The organism is Pseudomonas sp. IT-P294, assembly GCF_949767865.1.
GTDB lineage: Bacteria > Pseudomonadota > Gammaproteobacteria > Pseudomonadales > Pseudomonadaceae > Aquipseudomonas.
The window spans coordinates 522,797-545,714 of the sequence record NZ_CATKQW010000011.1 but is presented as its reverse complement, the minus strand read 5'-3'; the positions used below and the strand labels follow the sequence as shown (position 1 = coordinate 545,714).

General features: G+C 59.1%; 19 protein-coding genes. 17 read left to right on the top strand and 2 right to left on the bottom strand.

Annotated elements, in window-relative coordinates:
• The first annotated feature begins 57 nt into the window (after positions 1-57).
• From ACM6I0_RS09915 to ACM6I0_RS09895, 5 genes are all read left to right on the top strand, one after another.
• Positions 58-1,425 carry a cache domain-containing protein gene (locus ACM6I0_RS09915; RefSeq protein WP_414922152.1) on the top strand — a complete coding sequence of 456 codons (1,368 nt, stop codon included), beginning with the start codon at positions 58-60 and terminating at the stop codon, positions 1,423-1,425.
• A gap of 33 nt (positions 1,426-1,458) precedes the next feature.
• Positions 1,459-2,091: a response regulator gene (locus ACM6I0_RS09910; protein ID WP_285434203.1), complete on the top strand. Its 633-nt coding sequence runs from the start codon at positions 1,459-1,461 to the stop codon at positions 2,089-2,091.
• A 154-nt stretch (positions 2,092-2,245) separates the two neighbouring features.
• Entirely contained in the window at positions 2,246-3,784 is a 1,539-nt protein-coding gene (locus tag ACM6I0_RS09905) for a TolC family protein (protein WP_414922151.1), read from the top strand.
• On the top strand, positions 3,781-4,899 hold the full coding sequence (locus ACM6I0_RS09900; protein WP_414922150.1) for an HlyD family secretion protein: 1,119 nt from the start codon (positions 3,781-3,783) through the stop codon (positions 4,897-4,899). The genes ACM6I0_RS09905 and ACM6I0_RS09900 overlap by 4 nt, the downstream gene beginning before the upstream one ends.
• A complete protein-coding gene (locus ACM6I0_RS09895) occupies positions 4,889-5,914 on the top strand; it encodes a DUF2955 domain-containing protein (RefSeq protein WP_414922149.1) in 1,026 nt (341 codons plus the stop codon). The genes ACM6I0_RS09900 and ACM6I0_RS09895 overlap by 11 nt, the downstream gene beginning before the upstream one ends.
• Here ACM6I0_RS09895 and ACM6I0_RS09890 read toward each other — a convergent pair.
• Positions 5,899-6,192 (bottom strand): hypothetical protein, encoded by a 294-nt coding sequence (locus ACM6I0_RS09890; RefSeq protein ID WP_285434174.1) that lies wholly within the window; start codon positions 6,190-6,192, stop codon positions 5,899-5,901. The genes ACM6I0_RS09895 and ACM6I0_RS09890 overlap by 16 nt on opposite strands.
• A 222-nt stretch (positions 6,193-6,414) precedes the next feature.
• Here ACM6I0_RS09890 and ACM6I0_RS09885 point away from each other — a divergent pair, with 222 nt between their 5' ends.
• Positions 6,415-8,799 (top strand): DUF3772 domain-containing protein, encoded by a 2,385-nt coding sequence (locus ACM6I0_RS09885; protein ID WP_285434173.1) that lies wholly within the window; start codon positions 6,415-6,417, stop codon positions 8,797-8,799.
• A 24-nt stretch (positions 8,800-8,823) separates the two neighbouring features.
• On the opposite strand, the gene ACM6I0_RS09880 is transcribed toward ACM6I0_RS09885, so the two are convergent.
• A complete protein-coding gene (locus ACM6I0_RS09880) occupies positions 8,824-9,744 on the bottom strand; it encodes a helix-turn-helix domain-containing protein (protein ID WP_414922148.1) in 921 nt (306 codons plus the stop codon).
• A 162-nt stretch (positions 9,745-9,906) separates the two neighbouring features.
• On the opposite strand from ACM6I0_RS09880, the gene ACM6I0_RS09875 reads away from it, so the two are divergent.
• The 11 genes from ACM6I0_RS09875 (at position 9,907) to ACM6I0_RS09825 (ending at position 22,917) form a co-directional block, all read left to right on the top strand.
• Positions 9,907-11,265: a glutamine synthetase family protein gene (locus tag ACM6I0_RS09875; protein WP_285434170.1), complete on the top strand. Its 1,359-nt coding sequence runs from the start codon at positions 9,907-9,909 to the stop codon at positions 11,263-11,265.
• Between the two features lie 169 nt (positions 11,266-11,434).
• Positions 11,435-12,523, top strand: coding sequence for a polyamine ABC transporter substrate-binding protein (locus ACM6I0_RS09870; RefSeq protein WP_285434169.1), 1,089 nt, complete (start codon positions 11,435-11,437; stop codon positions 12,521-12,523).
• Positions 12,520-13,812, top strand: a complete 1,293-nt coding sequence (locus ACM6I0_RS09865; RefSeq protein WP_414922147.1) for an NAD(P)/FAD-dependent oxidoreductase — start codon at positions 12,520-12,522, stop codon at positions 13,810-13,812. The genes ACM6I0_RS09870 and ACM6I0_RS09865 overlap by 4 nt, the downstream gene beginning before the upstream one ends.
• Positions 13,813-14,038: 226 nt before the next feature.
• Positions 14,039-14,635 carry a paraquat-inducible protein A gene (locus ACM6I0_RS09860; protein ID WP_285434166.1) on the top strand — a complete coding sequence of 199 codons (597 nt, stop codon included), beginning with the start codon at positions 14,039-14,041 and terminating at the stop codon, positions 14,633-14,635.
• Entirely contained in the window at positions 14,632-15,291 is a 660-nt protein-coding gene (locus ACM6I0_RS09855; protein ID WP_285434165.1) for a paraquat-inducible protein A, read from the top strand. Before ACM6I0_RS09860 ends, ACM6I0_RS09855 begins: the two co-directional genes overlap by 4 nt.
• Positions 15,272-16,927, top strand: coding sequence for an intermembrane transport protein PqiB (locus tag ACM6I0_RS09850; protein WP_285434163.1), 1,656 nt, complete (start codon positions 15,272-15,274; stop codon positions 16,925-16,927). Before ACM6I0_RS09855 ends, ACM6I0_RS09850 begins: the two co-directional genes overlap by 20 nt.
• 17 nt (positions 16,928-16,944) lie before the next feature.
• Positions 16,945-17,505 carry a membrane integrity-associated transporter subunit PqiC gene (locus ACM6I0_RS09845; RefSeq protein ID WP_285434162.1) on the top strand — a complete coding sequence of 187 codons (561 nt, stop codon included), beginning with the start codon at positions 16,945-16,947 and terminating at the stop codon, positions 17,503-17,505.
• Positions 17,506-17,722: 217 nt separating this feature from the next.
• A complete protein-coding gene (locus ACM6I0_RS09840) occupies positions 17,723-18,358 on the top strand; it encodes a histidine phosphatase family protein (protein WP_285434201.1) in 636 nt (211 codons plus the stop codon).
• Positions 18,359-18,445: 87 nt separating this feature from the next.
• Positions 18,446-20,146 (top strand): lipid IV(A) 4-amino-4-deoxy-L-arabinosyltransferase, encoded by a 1,701-nt coding sequence (gene arnT / locus ACM6I0_RS09835; protein WP_414922146.1) that lies wholly within the window; start codon positions 18,446-18,448, stop codon positions 20,144-20,146.
• Between the two features lie 43 nt (positions 20,147-20,189).
• Positions 20,190-21,716 (top strand): ArnT family glycosyltransferase, encoded by a 1,527-nt coding sequence (locus ACM6I0_RS09830; protein WP_414922145.1) that lies wholly within the window; start codon positions 20,190-20,192, stop codon positions 21,714-21,716.
• 187 nt (positions 21,717-21,903) lie between these two features.
• The gene (locus tag ACM6I0_RS09825; protein ID WP_414922144.1) at positions 21,904-22,917 is read left to right on the top strand and encodes an iron ABC transporter substrate-binding protein; all 1,014 of its coding nucleotides are present in this window, start codon (positions 21,904-21,906) and stop codon (positions 22,915-22,917) included.
• Position 22,918 lies beyond the last annotated feature (1 nt).

The following is a 22,918-nucleotide window of genomic DNA, read 5'->3' as shown; positions in this document are numbered from 1 at the left end:
TATCTTTGGCATATGATGCCGGCCTTCGCCTACCCCTCCGCCCGGTCAGGAGCCAAGATGCAGCTCAAACACAAAATCGTCGCGCTCGGGATTCTGCCACTGGTCCTGGCGATCGCGGTGATCTGCGCGCTGGTGATTTCCCTGAACCGTCAACTCGGCGACCAACAGGCGCAACTGATCGAAGACAGCATTCTGGCCAGCAAACGTGCCGAACTTAAAAACTACGTGGAAATGGCGCAAAGCCTGATCGCGCCGCTGTACGACGACGGCCACGGTGACGAGCACGCCCAGCAACAAGTGCTGGAAGAACTGCGCAAACTCAGCTTCGGCATCAATGGTTATTTCTTCGTCTACGACCGCGAGGGTCGTAGCCTGATGCACGCGCGCCAGTCGGAACTGGTGGGCAAATACCTGTGGGACATGAAGGATCCGCACGGTTTGCCGGTGATCCAGGCGCTGCTAAACAGCGCACAGTCAGGCGAAGGCTTTCAGCGCTATGCCTGGAACAAACCCTCCTCCGGCAAAGTGACCGACAAGCTGGCCTACGTAGTGATGCTGGATCGCTGGGGCTGGATGCTCGGCACCGGCATCTACCTTGAGGATGTTGAACGCGCCACTCAACAAGCGCGCGACGAAGTGGCCCAGGGCATCCGCAAAACCATGCTGGCGATTGCCGTCGTCGCCCTTGTCGCGGTGTTGTTTGTCTTTGCCAGCGGCATGACGCTGAACGTCAGCGAGCATCGACTGGCGGACAAAAAGCTTCAGCGCCTGACCCAACGGATCGTCAGCCTGCAGGAGGAAGAGCGATCACGGGTGTCCCGTGAACTGCACGACGGCATCAGTCAGTTGCTCGTCTCCATCAAATTTCAGTTCGAACTGGCCAGCCTTCTGCTGGAGAACGGCCCGGCACAAGACAAAGGGTTGAGCACGCTAAAAGAGGCCACGCAGCGCCTTGGGGACGCGATTGGCGAGGTTCGCAGCCTCTCTCACGATTTGCGTTCCTCGTTGCTCGACACCCTGGGCCTGCCGGCCGCCATCGGCCAACTCGCCACGGAGTTCGAGCAACGCAGCGGTCTGAAAGTGACCTACGACGATAACGAATTCGACTGTGATCTGGTCGATGGCGCGGCGGTCTCTCTGTTTCGGATCGTGCAAGAAGGCCTGACCAATATCGAACGCCATGCCCAGGCTAGAAACGTCTCCATTACCCTGCACGGTTCGGCGGATTCCGTACGGCTGACCGTGGTCGATGACGGCGTCGGTTTCAACGTGGCTCAGGTCGAGCGTCGCCATGCGGGCATCGGTTTGCGTAATATCCGTGAGCGCGTCGAACATTTTGGCGGGCGTTTCGACCTGGTCTCGCTACCCGGAAGAAGTGAGCTGGACGTGCTGCTGCCAATGAAAGCACCCGGTTCAAAACACTGACACACCCCACTACAACAAGAGTGAATGACCGCAATGAACCTGCCCTGCCCGATCCGCGTCGCTCTGGTCGACGATCACGCCCTGGTCCGCGACGGGATCAAAGCCCTGCTCGCGGTCATGGCGCCGCTGGAAGTGGTGGGCGAAGCCGAAAGTGGCGCCGATGCCATCGAGATGGTCGGACGTTGCCAGCCAGACCTGTTGCTGGTCGACATCAGCCTGCGCGACATGAACGGGCTCGAGCTGACGCGCCTGTTACGCAGTCAGTACCCGTCGCTCAAAGTGCTGGTGCTGAGCATGTACGACAATTATGAATACGTGAGTGAATCCGTTCGTGCCGGCGCCAGTGGCTATGTGCTGAAGAACTCGCCGTCGCGGGAAATCATTGCGGCGATCGAAGCCATTGCCAGTGGCGGCACGTTTTACAGCGCCGAAATCGCCCAGCGGCTGATTGCCGATAAAGGCACCGACAACGAGCTGACGCCGCGCGAGAGCCAGGTGCTGTACAAAATGGCTCAGGGCTTGAACAACAAGGAAATGGCCCGTGAACTCGACATCAGCGTGCGCACGGTGGAAACCCACCGTCTGAGCATCCGGCGCAAACTCAACATCGACAAACCCGCCGCGCTGGTCAAATACGCCATCGATCACGGGATCATTTCGCCGTAGAGCGCCCTGCATTCAACGTGACCTTGGAGGCTGCCTTTTATCGTCGTGCCGTTCAATGATCGCTGAAGGTTTGAGGGCGCTTGAAAAGCTTGGCCGCCGATGGCGCGATTGGGCGGCTATGCTCCAGTGATCGTCCCTGGCTGGAACCTACGGAATGCCTCCACGTCGATCCCTGCTGATGAGGCCGGGCCACCTCATGTTGCTGGGCTTGCTGGGGCTGAGCGGCTGCGTACGGGTGGGACCCGACTTCCAGTCTCCCGCAGAGGCGTGGATCAAACACTGGGACACCCCTGCCCTTGCCCACGCCAGCCAGCGTGCGCTGACGCCGGACTTGCGGCAATGGTGGAGCGTCTTCAACGACCCGGTCCTGGACCGTTTGATCGCTGAGGCCGATGCCCATAACTCAGACCTGAAAATCGCCGGCCTGCGCGTGGTTGAAGCGCGCGCCCAACTGGGCATTGCTCAAAGCACCTTGTACCCGCAACTGCAACAAGCCAGCGCCGACAGTTTGTACGTCAACCGCCGACAATCGGGCGGCAACAATCCGCAGGACAGTCATTTCTGGCAATACAGTGCCGGGTTCGACATCGGCTGGGAGCTGGATTTCTGGGGGCGCTTCAGTCGAGCGATCGAGTCATCGGATGCCAGCTATTTTGCCGCACAAGCCAACTACGAAGACGTGCTCGTGTTGCTGCGCGCCCAGGTTGCGGACAGCTACTTTTCGTTGCGCACTTCCGAGGCGCGGCTGCGCGTCGCCCGGGAAAACGCCAAACAGCAACTGCGCAACGTCGACATCACCGAAAAACTGTTCAAAAGTGGCCAGAGTGCCGAGCTGGACCTGCAACAGGCCAAGACCCAATACCTGGGCACCCTCAGCACCTTGCCGACGCTCGAAGATCAGATCCAGCGAACCCGCAACGCTTTGTCCGTACTGATCGGGCAACCGCCCGGCGCCTTGCCGCAGCTGGCGGAAAACCCAGGATTGATCCCGCTGGTCGACCGCGCCGTCCTGCAGGGCATACCGGCCAATTTGCTGCTGCGTCGGCCCGACGTACGCGCCGCCGAGCTGAACGTCGCCGCACAGTCGGCTCTGATCGGTGTCGCCGAAAGCGATTTCTATCCGTCGCTGACCTTGCTGGGCAGCATTGTCTGGTCGGCCGATACGCTCAAGGGCACGTCCAGGAGCCTGGACCTGATCGGCGGCCCCAGTCTGAGCTGGAACGTGTTCGATTACGGCAGGATCAGCAACAACGTGCGCGTTCAGGATGCGCGCTTGCAGCAGCTGATCGAGGCCTATCGCGACAAAGTCCGTCAGGCCGCGCGGGAGGCCGACGATGCCGCCTATGGGGTGATCAAGTCGCTGGAAGGCGAACAAATCCTCGCGCAAGCTGAAGTGACCGCCAAGCGTTCGCTGGTGCTCGCCAGCGTCCAGTACCGCGAAGGTTATTCGGATTTCCAGCGGGTCCTGGACGCGCAACGCGCGCTGCTCGAGCAGCAGGACAACTACCTGGTCGCTCGCAGCAACGCCGTGAGCAATCTGATTGCCCTCTACAAATCCCTGGGCGGCGGGTGGTACAGCGCCCAGCCAATCATCGATCCGGCCACCCGCCAGCAGATGGAACAACGCACCGACTGGGGCGACCTGTTGCACGAAGCCGGCTCCCCTCTGCCCGACAAGGTAAAACAACCATGAGCGAAGCCGCGCAGACCGTTCCCGAAGCGCCCGCGCCCGACCCGGCGAAAAAAGGCATCAAATGGGTGTTGCTGCTGATTGTCCTGAGCCTGACGTGGTACCTGCTGGCCGACCGCTTCACGCCCTACACCCAACAGGCGCGGGTGGGAGCGTTCGTCATTCCGGTCGCGTCTGAAGTTGCCGGGCGGGTGATCCGCGTCAAAGTGCGCAACAATCAGGACGTCAAGGCCGGTGACGTGCTCTTCGAGGTCGATCCGCAGCCGTATCAGATTGCCGTCGACCGGGCACGCGCAGACCTGGAATCGACACGCCGACAGGTCGGCGCCAGCACCGCCGGCATTGCCTCGGCACAAGCCAACTTGCGGGCCGCCCAGGCCAACGAACTCAAGGCCAGGCAAGACAATCAGCGTCTCGAAGGCTTGTATCGCGAAGACCCCGGCACCATTTCCGTACGCGTGCTTGAAGTGTCCCGTGCCAACCGTGAACAGGCGGTCAGCCAGGTCGCCGCCGCTCGTGCCGAAGTCCAGCGTGCGCGCGAGCAGGAAGGCGGCAGCGAGGAAACCAACGCCCTGCTGCGCAGCGCTGCCACGGCGCTGTCCAAAGCCGAACTGGATTTGTCCAACACGCAGATCCGTGCGCGCTCGGCGGGGCTGATCACCGACCTGCGCACCGACGCCGGGCAATTCGCCGCGGCCGGTAGCCCGGTCATGACCTTGATTGCGATCCACGATGTATGGATCAGCGCGGACATGACCGAAAACAACCTGGGCCTGATCAAGCCCGAGACGCCAGTCGCCATCGTGCTGGACGCGCTGCCGGGCGAAATTTTCGAAGGCCAGGTGCGCAGTGTCGGGTACGGCGTCAGCGTCGGGCAGCCAACCCAGCCGGGGACGTTGCCCAGCGTGCAAAACAGTCGCGATTGGCTGCGGCCGGCACAGCGCTTTCCGGTGATCATCCAGTTCTCCCCAGAGTCACTGGCCACGCTGCGCGACAACCGAGCCATCCGTGCCGGCGGGCAGGCGGAAGTCATGGCCTTCCCCACCGACGGCAATCCGTTGAATCCGCTTGGCCGGTTGTTTGTGGGGTTCATGAGCTGGCTGAGCTATGCCTATTAAGCGCACACCGCGCGAACAACGCGCGCTGCGCCTGGCCACGGGCACGGCGCTGTGCCTGGCCGCCAGTTTCGGCCTGGCCTTGCCGATTCCCTTTTTAGCGCCGGTGTTGTGCCTGATCCTGCTGGCCTCGGTCAATCGGCCGCTGCCGTTCAAGGCGGCCGTGGTGCTTGCCTTGGTCGCGATGCTGACCACCAGTGTCGGCCTGCTATTGATTCCGATACTGCGTTATTACCCTGTCAGCGGGGTGCTGGTGATCGGTGTGAGTCTGTTCCTGGTCTTTCGTTTTGGCCTGCGCGGCGGCAATCCGCTGATCGTGACCTTTCTGGTGATCGGCCTGACCATGATCTCCTCGGCAGGCGTCGCTGAATTCGACCTGGCGGCGATGGTCATCGGGGCTCTGGTCAAGGGCTTGCTCCTTGCAGTGTTGGTCGTGGCGATCAGTCACGGATTATTCCCGGACCCGCCGAATGCCCCTTCGCCGCCGCCCGCCGCGCCCCTGCCCGACGAAGAAGTCAGCAGGGTTGCGCTACGAGCCACACTGATCGTGCTACCGGCATTCCTCTTGGCGCTGATCGACCCGGCAGGTTACTTGCCCATCATCCTCAAGGCCGTCAGCCTCGGCCAGCAAAGCTCCACGACTAACGCCCGCAACGCCGGCCGTGAACTCGTCGGTTCAACCTTGTACGCGGGCCTGCTGGCGATTCTGTTCTGGAGCGCTCTGAGTCTGTTTGTGCACCTGTGGATGTTCTTTCTGTGGATGCTGCTGTTCGGCCTGGTGCTGGCGCGCAAACTGTATGCCCTGAGCCCGACGCGATTCACCCCCGGGTTCTGGCTCAACACCCTGATCACGCTGATTATCCTGTTGGGCCAGTCGGTGCAGGACAGTGTCGCCGGCAAGGACGTGTACACGGCGTTTGCCGTGCGCATGGGGTTGTTCCTGCTCGTGACGCTGTATGCCTGCCTGATGGTTCATCTGCTTGTGGCAAGGCGGGAAAAAACTCAAGGATTGACCTGATAACCCCTTGCCTGCAGGCAATTGACATAGGCCATCTTCGCTTCGTCCTGGTCGCCTTCATAAAATTCATCATGCTGACGCCCGTGGGTCTCAGGCGCAACGGTGCCCGAGGGCGGCGGCGTTGGGCTCTGACTGAGCGCCACGTCATGGCAATCATCGACATCGAGCTGGGTTTGTTGCGAGTCCTGTCCCTTCATCGGCACGACGGTTTCGGCCCAGGCCTGGGGGCATGAAACGGCCAATACAGCGCACAGACTGATAAACCACACCTTACTCATAAAGATCTCCAACGCAGTCCGTTACCCTGCAAGTACACCGGGTGGTTTGGCAGTTCAAGACAGATCACCGACTTATTGAGCAAAAAGGAGTGTAGATCACACACCGTTCGTTCCCCTCGCGCAATGGCCCTGAAGGCGCCTGTCCATGATTCTTTTCGATCGTTTTGGCGTGATGGCCTAACCTCATAGGTTAAGCGACCAATAACAGAGCCGGGCACTCCTATGCGCAAGGCATTGAAGGCAGTCATTTTCGTCGTGCTCACGCTGCTTGGACCGAGTGCCACCTGGCTGTCGGCCGCCGAGCTGCTGCCGCCATCGGCTGTTTTAGGCACTTCGTCCGCTGCGATCTCCCAGAGTGATCTGCAAGCGCTGCAAGCCCGCCTCGACCGGATCAAGCAGCAAATATCGCAGGCCAATAACCTCACACAGATGGTCGGCCTGCAGGACACCGTGCAGTTGTTTATTAAGGATGTGGACACCCTGCAGTCTTCCCTGCTGCCCGAACAGAAGCAGCTACAAGCCCAACTTGATGTGCTGGGCCCGGTGTCGCAGGGCGATATCACGCCAGAAAAATCGGACATTGCAACGCAAAGTGCCTATCTGTCCGAGCAAAAGGCCAAAGTCGATTTCAATTTGAAAACCCTGGCGGCGCTGAGAAGCAACGCTGCCGACCTGATCATTCAAATTGCCGGCATCCGGCGCAGCATTCTGGAAACCGAAGTCACGCTGCGCAGCGGCAGCATCCTGTCGCCGGGGTTCTGGGCACCGTTTTTCAATCCGCTGCCGGAGGACCGCCAGCGTTTTGCAGAATTCATCCAGCAGGCCGGCAGTGCGCTCCAGGCTGCCTGGCAGCCCGGCAATCGACTGTCTGGCATCACCCTGATTTTGCTGGCGGCGGCCCTTTGGTCCTGGGGCCGAAGAATCGCCGAACGCGGGCTGACCTGGATGTGCATTCATCGAATGCCCGAAGGTCGTTTGCGCCGAAGTTCCCTCGCACTGGCTTCTGTCGTGGCCACAGTGTTGACCACCGCCGGTGCGGTGCAACTGCTGTTTTATGCGCTCACGCGAGACTTGCCGCTGTCGCCCGTGATTCAGAACTTTGCCGATGAATTCGAAAAAGTCATCTATGTCTGCATCCTGATCACCGGTTTGAGCCGGGCGCTGCTGTCGACCCGGCATCCGTCCTGGCGCCTGCCCGCCATCGCCGACCCGGTTGCGCTGGCGATCCAGCCCTACCCCAGACTGTTGTCCGTCACGCTGCTGATTCTGGTGGGCCTGGCACAAATCACCAATGTCACCGGCATGAGCGCACCGGCCATCCTCTTTGGCCGGGGACTGATTTCGCTCCTGGTCACACTGATTATCGGTGCCTTGTTCCGGCGTGCCAGCCAAGTCCGAAGAGCCGTGGTGGACAGCGGTGAGGCGCCCGAATCGAGCACCACCCTGGCCGGCCTGATTTACTCGTTCGCCGCCGTCGTGATTGTGGTGGCGCTGCTTGCGCTGCTGATCGGCTATGTCTCCCTGGCAAGGTTCATCACGTATCAACTGGTCTGGGGATTCATCATCCTGTGCGGGTTCTACTTGTTGACGCAGGTGTTCAGAGACAGCTGTGAGTACCTGTTTTCACCCAAGAGCCCCAGCGGCAAGGCGTTCAAGCAATTGCTCGGTATCGGCGATGTGCGCCTTGAGCAAGTCTCGATCATTTTGTCCGGCGTGGGGCGTGCCACGTTAATTTTATTGGCGGTGATTTCACTGTTTGTGGGCGGGGTCGGTACCACACTCGGGCAACTGTTTACCCAAACGTTCGCCATCCTCGGCGGCGACGGCTTGCGCAAACTGAACATCATCCCTGACCACCTGTTGAAAGCCGTACTGGCCCTGTTGATCGGTATCTACCTGATTCGCTCACTGCGCCGATGGCTGGATGACGAACTCCTGCCCAAGACCGACATGGACCCCGGCATGTGCGCCTCGCTGAGCACACTGTTTTCCAACATCGGTTATGCCTTGGTGATTCTGATGACCCTGTCATCACTGGGCATCAAATGGACCAACCTGGCGTGGATCGTCAGCGCCTTGTCCGTGGGCATCGGTTTCGGCTTGCAGGAAATCGTCAAGAATTTCGTCTCTGGCCTGATTCTCCTGACCGAGCGACCGGTCAAGGTGGGCGACCTGATCAGCATCAGCGGCGTCGAAGGCGACATTCGGCGCATCAACGTCAGGGCCACCGAAATACAACTCAGTGACCGCTCGATCGTCATCGTCCCCAACTCACAATTGATTTCGCAGAACCTGCGCAACGTCACCCTTGGCGGCAGTGCCCAAGGGGTCGCGACACTCGAACTGGTATTCCCGCTGGACATTGACCCTGAACAAGTGAAAACCCTGCTGCACGACACCTATCAGGAACACGAAACCATCCTGGAAAAACCGGCGCCGTTTGTACGCTTCAGCAAACTGACTCCCGACGGCATCACGTTGACGGTCACCGGTTACGTCAGCAGCCCGAGAATCGTCGGCATAACCAAAAGCGATCTGCTGTTTGAAATTCTCAAGCGATTGGGGGCAGCGGGTATTGAGCTGGCAAAACCGGCGCCAGTGACCTGACTGGACGCCAACCGCATTCCAACCTTAAACCGGGCTGCTTTTTGGCGCCGCGCGTTTCAGCGTTTCGCTCGGCAGTTCCTTGAACAGCGCCCGGTAACTGCTGGAAAACCGTCCCAAATGCCAGAACGACCAGTTCATCGCCACTTCGGCGACAGTCGTCTCATTCGGGGTTCGGGCCAGCAATTCGCGGTGCGCGCTGTTCAGTCGGCGCAGGCGCAGCCAATGGGTCGGGGTCATGGCGGTGAAGGCCTTGAACGCATGCTGCAATTGACGCAGGGACACCCCGGCCACCTGGGACAGTTCCAGCAAGTTGAGGGTTTCTTCCGGTGAATCAGCCGCCCACTCACCGATGCGTTTCATGATCGTGCGCTCTTCGGTGCGCCGCTGCAGGCCACCGCGGTCCAGGCACACACAAGCGTTATCGAGGATGTAGAGGCAATCCTCCAGCAACTGCTGGGTCAGCGCTTCTTTGCTCGGTGGATCGAGCGTCTCTGCCAGCCGGGTCAAGGTGCCGCTCAACCAGCGGCTGAACAAGGCGTTCTGCCCGCAGTTGAGCGGCGACATGAACAAGCCTTCCAGCCGCGCGATGTTCAAACCGTGGCGCTGGACGAACTCGGGGCCGAACACCACGGCGATTTCCTGATAGTTCTCCGGGGTGATCCAGATGTTGCGGCTTTCGCCATTCAGCACGTACAGCGCGTTGTCGCTGCGATCGAAACAAAACGCCAACGCCCCCTGCGGCGCACTGAAATTCTGCTCGACCCGGGTGTTCATCTGTTCTTCGTAAATCTCCACGCCTTGCAGGTCCAGGTAGCGCACGCGCCCGGCGAAATGCCCCGGTGACATCTGTTGATAGTGCTGCACCCAACCCGGTGTAGCACGGATTTGCGCGGCGACATCATCGGTATTGAACGCTTGAACCTGTAACGGACTGGACGCTGACATGGGATGACCTTACGCACTCGTTTGGTGCGTTTTGGTGTGGCTTAAAGTGGATAGATAGAACGACAAGGCTCGCCCAAGATAGTCGTCAACGCGTCACAGGGGAAGTGTGTGGTGGATGAAGCCGCCCTCCCCGACGTTAATAAAACCAATAACGAGGTCTTTATGAATGTCCCCTTCGATCAGCTATTCACGTGGCTGAAAGATCACAAGATTACCGAAGTCGAGTGTGTGGTCAGCGACTTGACCGGCATTGCTCGCGGCAAAATCGCACCCACCAACAAGTTCCTGCATGAGCGAGGCATGCGCCTGCCGGAAAGTGTGCTGTTGCAAACGGTAACCGGGGACTTTGTCGACGACGACATTTACTACGACCTGCTGGACCCGGCCGACATTGACATGGTCTGCAAGCCGGACGCCGACGCGGTGTACGTGATTCCATGGGCCATCGAACCGACGGCAATCGTGATCCACGACACCTTCGACAAGTTCGGCAACCCGATCGAACTGTCGCCACGCAACGTGTTGAAGAAAGTGTTGCAGCTGTACACCGACAAAGGCTGGCGGCCGATTGTCGCGCCGGAAATGGAGTTCTACCTGACCCAGCGCTGCGAAGACCCGGACTTGCCGCTCAAGGCACCGATGGGCCGTTCGGGGCGCGCTGAAAGTGGTCGCCAGTCGTTTTCCATCGATGCCGCCAACGAATTCGACCCGCTGTTCGAAGACGTCTACGACTGGTGCGAACTGCAAGGCCTGGACCTCGACACGCTGATCCACGAGGACGGCCCGGCGCAGATGGAAATCAACTTCCGTCATGGCAACGCGCTGGACCTGGCCGACCAGATCACCGTGTTCAAGCGGACCATGCGTGAGGCGGCACTCAAGCACAACGTCGCGGCGACGTTCATGGCCAAACCGATTGGCGATGAACCCGGCAGCGCCATGCACATTCACCAGAGTGTGGTCGACATTGCCACGGGCAAGCCGATCTTCGTCGACGCCGACGGCAACATGAGCGAACTGTTTCTGCACCACATTGGCGGCCTGCAAAAATACATCCCCAAAGTACTGCCGATGTTTGCGCCGAACGTGAACTCGTTCCGCCGCTTCCTGCCGGACACTTCAGCGCCGGTGAACGTCGAATGGGGCGAAGAGAACCGCACCGTCGGCCTGCGTGTGCCGACCTCAAGCCCTGAAGCCATGCGCGTCGAGAACCGATTGCCGGGCGCGGACGCCAACCCATATCTGGCGATTGCCGCCAGCCTGCTGTGCGGCTACATCGGCATGGTCGAAGGCGTTGAACCGAGCGCGGCGGTGCAAGGTCGAGCCTACGAACGACGCAACCTGCGCTTGCCGATCACCATCGAAGACGCGCTGACGCAGATGGAAGAAAGCGAAACCATCGAGCGTTACCTGGGCAGCAAATTCGTCAGGGGTTACGTCGCGGTCAAGCGTGCCGAGCACGAAAACTTCAAGCGCGTGATCAGCTCCTGGGAGCGCGAGTTCCTGCTGTTCAGCGTTTAACCCCTTCCCATTGATCGTTCCCACGTCGAGGCGTCGAACCGTCTGCGTGGGAATGCCTCAAGGGACGCTCCGCGTTCCAATGGGACGCAGAGCGTCCCGGGCTGCATTCCCACGCGGAGCGTGGGAACGATCACACCGATCACAATCCAATAATTCAAAGAGGTGTCGAATGCGTCTATTGAAATCCATGGTTCCGGTCGCGCTGACCTTGCTGTTCAGCGCGGTTGCGCAGGCCCAGCCTACCGTCAGTGTCTACAACTGGACCGATTACATCGGCGACACCACTCTCGTCGACTTCCAGGCCAAAACCGGCATCAAGGTGATCTACGACGTATTCGATTCCAATGAAACCCTGGAGGGCAAACTGCTCGCCGGCCGCACCGGGTATGACGTGGTGGTTCCGTCCAACCACTTTCTCGCCCGCCAGGTGAAGGCCGGCGCGTTCCTCAAGCTGGATCGCGCACAGCTGCCGAACTTCAAGAACCTGGACCCGAAACTGCTGGCATTGCTGGAGAAAAACGATCCGGGTAACGAGCATTCCGTGCCGTACCTGTGGGGCACCAACGGTATCGGCTACAACGTCGATAAGATCAAGCAAGTGCTGGGCATTGATCACATCGACTCCTGGGCCGTGCTGTTCGAACCGGAAAACATCAAGAAACTCAGCCAGTGCGGTGTGTCGATGATGGATTCGGCCGATGAAGTGTTCCCGGCGATCCTCAATTACATGGGCATGGACCCGCGTAGCGAGAACCCTGAAGACTACAAAAAAGCCGAAGCCAAGCTGTTGAGCATCCGGCCTTACATCACTTATTTCCATTCGTCCAAGTACGTGTCGGACCTGGCCAACGGCGACATCTGCGTAGCCTTCGGTTATTCGGGCGATGTGTTCCAGGCGGCCAACCGCGCCAAGGAAGCCAAGAACGGCGTGAACATCGCCTACGCCATCCCAAAGGAAGGCAGCAACCTGTGGTTTGACCTGCTGGCGATTCCGGCCGATGCCAGCAATCCAAAACAAGCCCATGCCTTTATCAACTACCTGCTGGACCCGCCAGTCATTGCCAAGGTCAGCGCCTCGGTCGGCTACGCCAACCCCAACCCGCCCGCGAAGGCGTTCATGGACGCTGAGTTGGTGAACAACCCTGAGGTGTATCCGCCGCAGGCTGTCCTCGACAAACTCTACATTTCAACCACCCCGCCCCAGGCGATCATGCGATTGATGACCCGTTCCTGGAGCAAAGTGAAGTCCAACAAATGAACAACGAACACGCACAGTCCTATTACGCCGCGACAGCCCATCACCTGACGCCCTTCCCTGCGTTGACCGAGGATCTGTTCGCCGATGTCTGCGTGATCGGCGGCGGTTTTACCGGGGTCAACACCGCCATCGAACTGGCACAGCGCGGGCTCTCGGTGATTGTGCTGGAAGGCCGGCGCATCGGCTGGGGCGCCAGTGGGCGCAACGGTGGGCAATTGATCCGCGGCATCGGGCATGACGTTAGTGGCTTCAGTCGTTATGTCGGCGAAGAAGGCGTGCGTTATCTAGAGCGTGCGGGCATCGAGTCGGTGGAATTGGTGGGCAAGCGCATTCGCGATCACGGTATCGATTGCGACCTGCGCTGGGGCTTTTGCGAACTGGCCAACACCCCGGCGCAGTTCGCGGCCTTCAAAGCGGAACAGGCCGATTTGATCGACTCGGGTTACGCCCACGAAACGCGGTTGGTCGGACCAGAACAGATCCGTCAGCAGGTGGTGAATTCCGGCGTGTATGCCGGCGGGTTGGTCGACATGGGTTCCGGTCATTTGCATCCACTCAACCTGGTGCTTGGCGAAGCACGGCTCGCGCAGTCACTGGGTGTGCAGATTTTCGAGCAGAGCCCGGTGCTCGAGGTTATTCATGGCAGCACCGTGCAGGTTCGTTGCGCCGCAGGCACAGTGCGCGCCGGCAGCCTGGTGCTGGCGTGCAATGCGCACCTGGAAGACCTCGAACCGACACTCAGCGGCAAGGTGCTCCCGGCAGGCAGCTACATCATTGCCACTGAACCTTTGAGACCAGAGGTGGCGGCGCAGTTGATCCCGCAGAACCTGGCGTTGTGCGACCAGAAAGTCGGGCTCGATTACTACCGGCTCTCGGCGGATCGGCGCTTGCTGTTCGGCGGTGCCTGCCATTATTCCGGGCGCGATCCGGCGGACATCAGCGCCTACATGCGCCCACAGATGCTCAAGGTTTTCCCGCAACTGGCCAATGTGCGCATTGATTACCAATGGGGTGGCAAGATCGGCATCTCGGCCAATCGCTTTCCTCAGGTCGGGCGCTTGAGACAGCACCCGAACGTGTTCTACGCCCAAGGATATTCCGGGCATGGGCTGAACGTGACCCATTGGTGCGCGAAGCTCTTGGGCGAAGCCATCCATGCTGGACACAGCCAGGGCTTCGACGTGTTCAGCGCCATACCGCACATGACCTTCCCCGGTGGACCAATGCTGCGCTCGCCACTGCTGGCGCTCGGCATGTTCTGGTATCGCTTGCGCGAATTGCTTGGCTAGAAATCACCCTCACTGATCCACCGCTTTCGCGGGCAAGCCCGCTCCCACAGAGTCCTTGGCGAACACAGCATTTGTGTACGGCGAAGATCCTTGTGGGAGCGGGCTTGCCCGTGATGAACGATGACGCGGTTAATCAGGCGTTTACGCCTTTCGATTTGCTCTATCGCTAGGCACTTCTATATTGAGGAGGTGCTCTGACTTTCCTGTGTCCTGGCGAGTACGGCCTATGGCTACGACAAACCACCTGATCATTTGCGAGCACTGCGACAGCGTGTATGAAAAAGTCACGCTCGCCAAACATCAAAAAACCCTGTGCATACGCTGCGGCGGCGTGCTTCAGCGTTATAACGGCTTGACGGTGGAGCAGCGCCTGGCGCTGACCTTCACCGCGCTGATGCTGTGGATTTTCGCCAATTTCTACCCAATCATGAACATCAGCCTCAAGGGTCTGAAAAACAGTGCAACCCTCTGGGATTCGGTACTGGCCCTGAGTCTCGGCCCCATCACCTTCATCGCCATGGTGGCGGCAATTGCGATGATCATCGCCCCGATTTTTCAGCTGGTGCTACTGATCTGGGTGCTCGGCTACGCCCTCGCCTCCCGACGCTCGCCAGGTTTCAGGTTTTGCATGCGCTGGCTGGAAACCCTCAGGCCCTGGAGCATGCTGGAGGTGTGCCTCTTGGGCGCGATGGTCGCGGTCATCAAGCTGGCCGGGTTGCTCGATGTACTGCCGGGTATCGGCCTGTTTGCCCTCGCCATACTCAGCCTGATGATGATCCGCATTGCCGGTCGCGATATCCGTGAGCTGTGGGACATCTTATGAACTTGCCCCCGGTCGCCAGCGAACTCAACCTGTGCCTGTGCCACACCTGCGGGATTGCCTGCGACATGACCGGTGAGCCCCACGAATGCGAGCGTTGCGGCGCGCCACTGCACCGGCGCAAAACCAACTCGCTGGCCCGGACCTGGGCCTACATGTTCACGGCCCTGGCGTTTTACGTGCCGGCCAATCTGTTGCCGGTAATGAACACCAAGATGGTCGGCCATGGCGCCGACAGCACGATCATGAGCGGTGTACTGGAGTTCTGGGAAGCCGGTGCCTGGGACATCGCCCTGATCATCTTCATCGCCAGCATTGCGGTGCCGGGGATCAAGTTCGTCGCACTGACGCTGCTGCTGGTCACGGTGCATCGCGACAGCGACTGGGCGCGCAAAGAGCGCTCAAAACTGTACCGGTTCGTCGAGGTCATCGGTTATTGGTCAATGCTCGACGTAATTGTCGTGGCGCTGGTGGCCTCACTGGTCAAGTTCCAAGCCCTGGCCGATATCGAGCCGCGCCCGGGCATTCTGTTTTTTGGCCTGGTGGTGGTGTTCACCATGCTGTCGGCGATGAGTTTCGACCCTCGACTGATCTGGGATAGCGAGCGGTCGGACACCCACCGGAATGAGGAGGACATGGATGAAGTCGCAAGCCACTGACGGGCCGCAAGCTCCCGGGCAAGCCCCCGTAAAAACTCGTCGTTTCAGTGTTTCACTGGTCTGGATCGTGCCCATCGTTGCGGTACTGGTAGGGATTTCCCTGGTGGTCCACAGCCTGTTGCAGGAAGGCCCGACCATCACCGTCACCTTCAAGACCGGTGATGGCCTGACCGCCAACAAGACTGAAGTCAAATACCGCAGCGTGGTGATCGGCCATGTCTCGGACGTCGAACTGAGCAACGATCAGAAGAGTGTGAACGCGACAATCAAGCTGGCCAAACAAGCGGAAAGCTTTACCCGCGCAGACTCGCAGTTCTGGGTGGTGCGTCCGCGCATCGGAGCCGGCGGGGTGTCGGGCATCGATACCCTGCTCTCCGGTGATTACATCGGCGCCGACATTGGCCAGGCCAACGCTCGCTCCAAGCAATTCAAGGGCATTGAAAACCCGCCCCCCATTACCTATGGCGAACCGGGCAAGCGTTTCACCCTGCACACCGAGGACCTTGGTTCACTGGACATCGGCTCGCCGGTGTACTACCGCAAAATCCCGGTAGGCCAGGTCGTCGCCTACGCTCTGGACCCTGACGGCAAAGGCGTGAACATCGACGTATTCATCCACGCGCCCAATGACGCCTATGTCACCGAGAACACCCGATTCTGGAACGCCAGCGGCTTTGATGTCAGCGTCGGCGCCAATGGTTTTGCGGTAAAGACCGAGTCGTTGTCCTCGATTCTGGTGGGTGGCATCGCGTTTCGCGCACCCGATTACAACCCCGACGACAAGCCCGCGCCTGAAGAGTACGCCTACGAATTGTTCGAGGACCAGCAGACCGCCCTCGCCCCTCCCAATGGCAAACCGCAGTTCCTGTCCCTGCGTTTCGACCAGGCTCTGCGTGGACTGAAGGTCGATGCGCCGGTGGAATTCCTCGGGATGGAAATCGGCAAAGTGGTCTCAGTCAATCTGGATTTCGACGAGAAGAAAAAGAGCTTCCCGGTCAACGTCGGCATCGTGATCTACCCGCAACGTCTGGGTAAGGCACACACAAAATTGCTCAAAGCCTACAATCATGACCCCAGTGACGAAGCCGGTGGCGTGCGGCTTATCGGCTCCTTTATCGAGAATGGCCTGCGTGCACAGGCACGCAGCGGCAACCTGTTGACCGGTCAGTTGTACATCGCGCTGGATTTCTATCCGAAGGCTGAAAAAGTCGTGTTCGATCCAAGTGCTCGCCCTGTCATCATTCCGACCGTTCCTGGCAGCCTCGAAGAACTCCAGGGAAAACTGGAAGCCATGGTCGACAAGCTCAACAAACTGCCGGTGGAACGCATCGCCGGCAACTTGGACAGCAACCTCGTCGAATTGCGTAAAGGCCTGGCGCAGTTCAATGCCAAGACCCTGCCTGGGGTGCAAACAACCCTGGCCGACGTCAGCAAGACCTTGCAATCAGCCAGTTCGACCTTGGCCGAGGATTCGCCGCAACGAGAACAGTTGACCCAGACCCTGGACGAACTGGGACGCATGTCGCGCTCCTTGCGTGAGCTCTCGGATTACCTGGGGCGGCATCCGGAATCGCTGATTCGCGGGCGCCCCAACAACGCCGCGCCGATGGATCTGAAAGCGCCGCCGCGCAATTGACCACAGGAGCAATACCCATGGCTTTGAAGCTGAAAATCACCTTGGTCACCGCGCTGTTGCTGCTTGCCGCCTGCCGCAGTGATCCGATTCATTTTCACACCCTGACTCCGGCACAGCCAGGAGGAACAGCCAGGGGCAACGCTGCGGATGTCGTGATTGAAAGCATTACCGTGCCGCCGCAAGTAGATCGCCCGCAGATCGTCATCCGTCAGGGCAGCAGTGGGCTGGTCATTCTTGAAACCGAATGGTGGGGTGCGAGCCTGCCGGATGAATTGAGCAGCGCACTGGTGGATCAACTGGTCAACAGCAATCTGCAGCACAAAATCTCATTGCGTGTGGATTTTCAACGCTTTGACTCGATACCCGGCCAATACGCGCTGATCGACGTCAAATGGCGCCTGCGCAATCCCGGCGATACTGACAACACACTGGTGACATGCCGCAGTACCTTGCAAACCCCTTCAGGCCCAAGCATCGATGATTTGGTGGTCGCCCATCAGAACAACGTGAAACACCTGACCGCGCTCATCAGCCAAGCGGCCAAAGGCCCCTCGCGGGGTTGCCCTGCGTCACCCTGAACCGCCCGCTGCAAGTAAATCACTCTCAAACTCGACGGCGCGCACGTTTGTGCGCGTCCGTTTTACCTAAACAACGTAGGAGATAACAATTTGCAACAACTTATTAATGTTGCTCCGGCAATATCTCTGCAATTTTTTCACATTCGTTTCACTACTCCGCTACCTGAGCAGATTTAATTTTAGGCGCATCGTTCCCACCTTACATAACGAAGAACTCATGACTTCTCGGTTAATAAAACTGGCGTCACTCAGCGCAGCCCTCGTAGTGGTTGTACTGGTTTCAGGCTTTGCCTATTGGTCAAGATCGCCAGTCAATCTGGGCGGTGCCAACGCCGAAGACCGATCTCAATTGTTGCGGCAATGGCAAGCCGGCGAAGTCGTTGCGCTGGTTCGTCATGCCGAGCGCTGTGACCGTTCCAGCAACCCGTGCTTCGGCCCGGCGGACGGCATCACCAAAGTGGGTAACGATGCCGCCATCGCTGTGGGCCAAGGTTTCACGCGGCTGGGCATGGATCAGGCCGATGTGATAAGCAGCCCGGCCACTCGTACGGCGCAAACGGCGCACGCCATGTTCAGCAAAGATGCGATCGCTCAGGACTGGCTCGCCAGTTGTGGCAAACCCCTGCGTAACGATGTCGTGGCCCATAAACGTGCTAACCATAATCTGGTGCTGGTCACTCACAGTGGCTGCATCAGCGATTTTGAAGCACAAACAGGCTACCCTCATGCGGCAACAAGCGAATATGGCAGTTCCTTGCTCGTCCACATTGACGCGAAAGGGGAACTTAAAATACTTGGGATCGTGAAGGCCGATGACTGGAAATCCTTGCTGCAAGGCAGCAGCGTCCAGTAACGAACTTTAACGACTACAGCAGCCTCACGCTTTTAGTTATTTTCAATTTTAAAATTGCGCTCTCGCGTATAGCGCCAAGGACGAAAAATGACGTCTCGTAACCCCCTGCCCAACACTATTTCCCGTGCGTCCAGTCCGGTTGACCGCTGGCTGTTGCCCGGCTTGCTGTTGGCATTCGTGATGTTTTACCTGTTACCGATGCTGACCCACGGCCTGTGGATTCCCGACGAAACCCGCTATGCCCAGATCAGCCAGGAAATGCTCCTCAGCGGCAACTGGATTTCTCCGCATTTCATGGGTATTCGCTACTTCGAAAAACCCATTGCCGGTTACTGGATGATCGCCATCGGCCAGGCCGTGTTTGGCGACAACCTGTTCGGCGTACGTATTGCCTCGGCAGTGAGCACCGGGCTGAGTATCTGGCTGGCGTATTTGATTGCCCAGCGATTCTGGAACGATCCGCGCAAAAGTTTCGCCTGCGCAATGCTCTACATGAGTTTTGGCCTGATCGCGGGGCAAGCCGGGTACGCCAACCTCGATCCGCAATTCACGCTCTGGGTCAACTTGAGCCTTGTAGCCTTGTGGTTTGCCCTCGATAGCCAGTCTTCGCGAGGTAAATTGGGGGCTTGGGCATTGTTGGGCGTTGCCTGTGGCATGGGCTTCATGACCAAAGGCTTTCTTGCCTGGCTGCTGCCGGTGTTGATCGCCCTGCCCTACATGATCTGGCAGCGCCGGATGGGTGAACTGTTGCGTTACGGTCCACTGGCGGTAGTCGTGGCGGCGCTGGTGAGCCTGCCGTGGGTGCTCGCCATTCACCATCAGGAACCTGATTTCTGGCGGTTTTTCTTCTGGAACGAACACGTCCGCCGGTTCTCCGCCGAGAATGCCCAGCACGCTCGACCATGGTGGTTTTACCTGCCGCTGCTGCTTGCTTCGAGCTTGCCTTGGGCGGTACTGCTGCCCAATACACTGATCGACGGCTGGAAAAACAAGCGTCAACCGGTCATTGGCTTCCTGCTGCTCTGGATGCTCCTGCCACTGGCCTTCTTCAGTACCAGCAGCGGAAAACTGCCGACTTACATCATGCCGTGCCTGTTGCCTCTGGCCTTGCTGATGGGGCACGCAATCATGGAGATGCTGAGCCAGCAGCGAGGCAAGCTGATTCGCATCAACGGCGTGGTCAACGTCGTTATCGCTACCGTGGCCCTGATCGCGCTGCTGTATCTGCAGGCCACTAAAGAGATCTACGCAAACACCGAGATGTTCAGTCTGTCCCTGATGTTCTTCGCATTGATCGGCTGGATCATCGCCAACGCCTTGCAAGTTCTGCGTCCACTGTTGTTCTGGGCCATGCCAGCCCTTGGACTCTGGTTGCTGGTGGCGTTGCTACCGGCGGCGATGCCGTCACAGATTGTTAATAGCAAGATGCCCGACCAGTTCATCGCCGAGCACCTGGACGCATTAAGCCAGACATCCTCCCTGCTCAGTAATGACCTGGGCGCGGCATCGGCCTTGTCGTGGCGGCTCAAGCGGCCGCAGGTCGACCTCTTCAACACTATCGGCGAGCTGAAATACGGTCTCGACGACCCCGCCATGGCATCGCGCAAAGTGACGATGGACAATGTGGGGCAATGGATGACCGAAGCTCGCAAGAAAGGTGCGGTCGGTGTAGTGATGCGGGTCAACAGCGTCCAGGAAGTGCAGGAGGTCGAACTGTTGCCCATCGATGGCAAACGCTATCAACGCGGCAACCTGGAGATCCTGATCTTCCCGCAAAGCCAACCTTGACCAGCTAACGCCACATCAGCGCTTCACCTAAAGGAAACCCTTCATGAAGTTTTGGACAACTGACAGGGGCGCATTGGCGCTCCTGCTGGGCGCGTGTGCGCTGATGCTGTTACTGGGGTTGGGCGGTCGGGAGTTGTGGGGGGCTGAAACCCGTTGGGCCAACATCGCGTTGCAGATGCTGCAGAGCGGTGACTATTTCGATCCGTACCTCAAGGGCGGTCCGTATTACGACAAACCACTGCCCTCCTACTGGCTGATCACGGCGACCGCGTGGCTGATCGGTGGCTTGAACCACTGGTCATTGCGCCTGACCTCGGTCATTGCCGCGTGGCTCACCGTCTGGCTGGTGTACTTGATCGGCGAGCAGCTCTTTCGCAAAGGCACCGGCCTGATTGCCGGCTGGATGTTGGCGACCACCTTCTATTTCATCTTCTGGGCACGCGTCGCCACGGCTGACATCCTCACCGTGTGCGGTGTAGTGGCTGCAGTCTGGTGGTATTGGCGCGGGCCGGATGACACGCGTTTTAGTCGCTACCTGGGCTTTTTCCTGTTGCTGTCCCTGACCTCACTGCTCAAAGGCTTGATCGGGTTCATTCTGCCGGGCCTGGTGTTGCTGCCGCATGTCGTGCAGGACGGTCGCTGGAAACGCCACCTCAATCTGCGGATGTGCGCCGCCTTGGTGATCGCCGGGGCGTTCTACATGACGCCGTTCATGTTGTCGCATATCTATGGCGCACCGACTTATGGCGAAAGCGGCCTGAGCCTGGTGTTGCGGGAAAACGTCGTGCGGTTTTTCCAGCCCTTCGACCACATCGGACCGATTTACACCTACCTGATTTACCTCCCGGTCTACACCTTGCCTTGGGCGCCTTGCTGGCTGCTGGGGTTGTGGGTGGCGCTGCGCAATTGGCGCAGCATGGAACCCAATACCCGCTGGCTGGTGTGGGGCTTGGGTCTGTTGATGCTGTTTTTCACCGCCAGTGGCAGTCGACGCAGTTATTACGTATTGCCCTTGGTGCCCTTCGCCCAATTGCTGGGTGCGTGGTGGATCACTCACCGAATGGCTGAGCGCAACGAGACCGGCAGGTTCACTCGCAAGTTGAAAATTGGCTTCGGTGTGGCCACCGCGTTGTTGGTGTTGGTGATCGGTGTCGTCTATCCGTGGACCAACGGTGGCGGTGGCGTGATTGCATTCGCAGAAACGGTCAAGCTTGAGGCCAGCAAACGTGCGCCTTTGGATAAATGGAACATGGTGATGATCGAGGTGGACAACAAATTGCCGATGTACTTGCAAACCGGCGGCGCCCCCTTCTATTACGTGCGCGAAGACCAGGACTTTCCTCGCAATGGCAATACCGAGGCGCTGATGGCCTGGCTGGACCGCACCAGCGGCCAACACTGGGATCCACAGCGCACTATTGTCGTCGCGCAGTTCCGCAATGGCGATCCGTTACCGTTGAACTACCTGGGTTCGGATCATCAGGTCATCACCACCACCCCCACCAACGGCGAACGTATGTTTCATGCTCGCGAGGACCAGAGCGTTGCCTATATCCCTGGCATTCAGTAGCTAATCCACCGGACAATGGTCAGCAGCGCTGCTAATCTGAATGGAAATGACATGTATTAACGGTTTTTTTAACGTTTTTTTCTCATTTCCCCCTCTACATTCGCAGCCATCCAAAAATTGCAAATGATTCGCATTGATACACACGCGACTTGTTTGCATGACGACCATTGCCAGGAGCTGCTACCGAATGACCGCCCGTGTCCCCGCGTTTCTGAAAAAAGCATTATTGGCCACCGCGCTGATCAGCGCCGCCCACGCATATGCCGCCGATACCGACGGCATTGTGGTCTATAACGCTCAGCACGAGAGCCTGACCAAGGCCTGGATTGACGGTTTTACCAAGGAAACCGGGATCAAGGTCACCGTGCGCAATGGCGACGACACCGAGATGGGTAACCAGATCGTGCAGGAAGGCGCCGCATCCCCTGCCGACGTGTTCCTGACTGAAAACTCCCCGGCGATGGTGCTGGTCGACAACGCAGGGCTTTTTGCACCGGTTGCACCGGCCACCCTCGAGCAGGTCGGCGAAGCTTATCGTCCGGCCCACGGCAAATGGGTCGGTATCGCTGCGCGCTCCACGGTGTTTGTCTATAACCCGAGCAAACTGCCCGAAGCCGAGCTGCCAAAATCGCTGATGGACCTTGCGGGCCCGAACTGGAAAGGTCGCTGGGGAGCCTCGCCCGCGGGTGCCGACTTCCAGGCTATCGTCGCGGCAGTGCTGGAACTCAAGGGCGAAGCGGCTACGCTTGAATGGCTCAAGGCGATGAAAACCAATTTCACCGCCTACCGCGGCAACAGCGCCGTGCTCAAGGCGGTCAACGCCGGGCAGGTCGACAGCGGCGTGATCTATCACTACTACAGCTTCGGCGATCAGGCCAAAACGGGCGAGAACAGCAAGAACACCGCCCTGCACTACTTCAAGCACAAGGATCCGGGCGCCTTCGTCAGCGTTTCGGGTGGCGGCGTCCTGGCTTCCAGCCAGCACAAGGAACAAGCTCAGGCGTTCCTGAAATGGGTGACCGGCAAAGACGGCCAGAACGTCCTGAAAACCGGCAACTCGTTTGAATACGCCGTGGGCAAAAACGCGCAATCAAACCCAAAACTGGTGCCATTGCAACAGCTCGATGCGCCAGCGGTCGATGCTTCGAAACTCGACAGCAAAAAAGCCGTGGAGCTGATGACTCAAGCGGGGCTGCTCTAAT

Coding starts and splice junctions, on each gene's coding strand:
- ACM6I0_RS09825 (WP_414922144.1), top strand. CDS start 21,904: ATGACCGCCCGTGTCCCCGCGTTTCTGAAAAAAGCATTATTGGCCACC.
- ACM6I0_RS09845 (WP_285434162.1), top strand. CDS start 16,945: ATGGCTTTGAAGCTGAAAATCACCTTGGTCACCGCGCTGTTGCTGCTT.
- ACM6I0_RS09890 (WP_285434174.1), bottom strand. CDS start 6,192: ATGAGTAAGGTGTGGTTTATCAGTCTGTGCGCTGTATTGGCCGTTTCA.
- ACM6I0_RS09915 (WP_414922152.1), top strand. CDS start 58: ATGCAGCTCAAACACAAAATCGTCGCGCTCGGGATTCTGCCACTGGTC.
- ACM6I0_RS09830 (WP_414922145.1), top strand. CDS start 20,190: ATGAAGTTTTGGACAACTGACAGGGGCGCATTGGCGCTCCTGCTGGGC.
- ACM6I0_RS09885 (WP_285434173.1), top strand. CDS start 6,415: ATGCGCAAGGCATTGAAGGCAGTCATTTTCGTCGTGCTCACGCTGCTT.
- ACM6I0_RS09910 (WP_285434203.1), top strand. CDS start 1,459: ATGAACCTGCCCTGCCCGATCCGCGTCGCTCTGGTCGACGATCACGCC.
- ACM6I0_RS09895 (WP_414922149.1), top strand. CDS start 4,889: ATGCCTATTAAGCGCACACCGCGCGAACAACGCGCGCTGCGCCTGGCC.
- ACM6I0_RS09850 (WP_285434163.1), top strand. CDS start 15,272: ATGAAGTCGCAAGCCACTGACGGGCCGCAAGCTCCCGGGCAAGCCCCC.
- ACM6I0_RS09855 (WP_285434165.1), top strand. CDS start 14,632: ATGAACTTGCCCCCGGTCGCCAGCGAACTCAACCTGTGCCTGTGCCAC.
- ACM6I0_RS09880 (WP_414922148.1), bottom strand. CDS start 9,744: ATGTCAGCGTCCAGTCCGTTACAGGTTCAAGCGTTCAATACCGATGAT.
- ACM6I0_RS09840 (WP_285434201.1), top strand. CDS start 17,723: ATGACTTCTCGGTTAATAAAACTGGCGTCACTCAGCGCAGCCCTCGTA.
- ACM6I0_RS09875 (WP_285434170.1), top strand. CDS start 9,907: ATGAATGTCCCCTTCGATCAGCTATTCACGTGGCTGAAAGATCACAAG.
- ACM6I0_RS09865 (WP_414922147.1), top strand. CDS start 12,520: ATGAACAACGAACACGCACAGTCCTATTACGCCGCGACAGCCCATCAC.
- arnT (WP_414922146.1), top strand. CDS start 18,446: ATGACGTCTCGTAACCCCCTGCCCAACACTATTTCCCGTGCGTCCAGT.
- ACM6I0_RS09900 (WP_414922150.1), top strand. CDS start 3,781: ATGAGCGAAGCCGCGCAGACCGTTCCCGAAGCGCCCGCGCCCGACCCG.
- ACM6I0_RS09905 (WP_414922151.1), top strand. CDS start 2,246: ATGCCTCCACGTCGATCCCTGCTGATGAGGCCGGGCCACCTCATGTTG.
- ACM6I0_RS09860 (WP_285434166.1), top strand. CDS start 14,039: ATGGCTACGACAAACCACCTGATCATTTGCGAGCACTGCGACAGCGTG.
- ACM6I0_RS09870 (WP_285434169.1), top strand. CDS start 11,435: ATGCGTCTATTGAAATCCATGGTTCCGGTCGCGCTGACCTTGCTGTTC.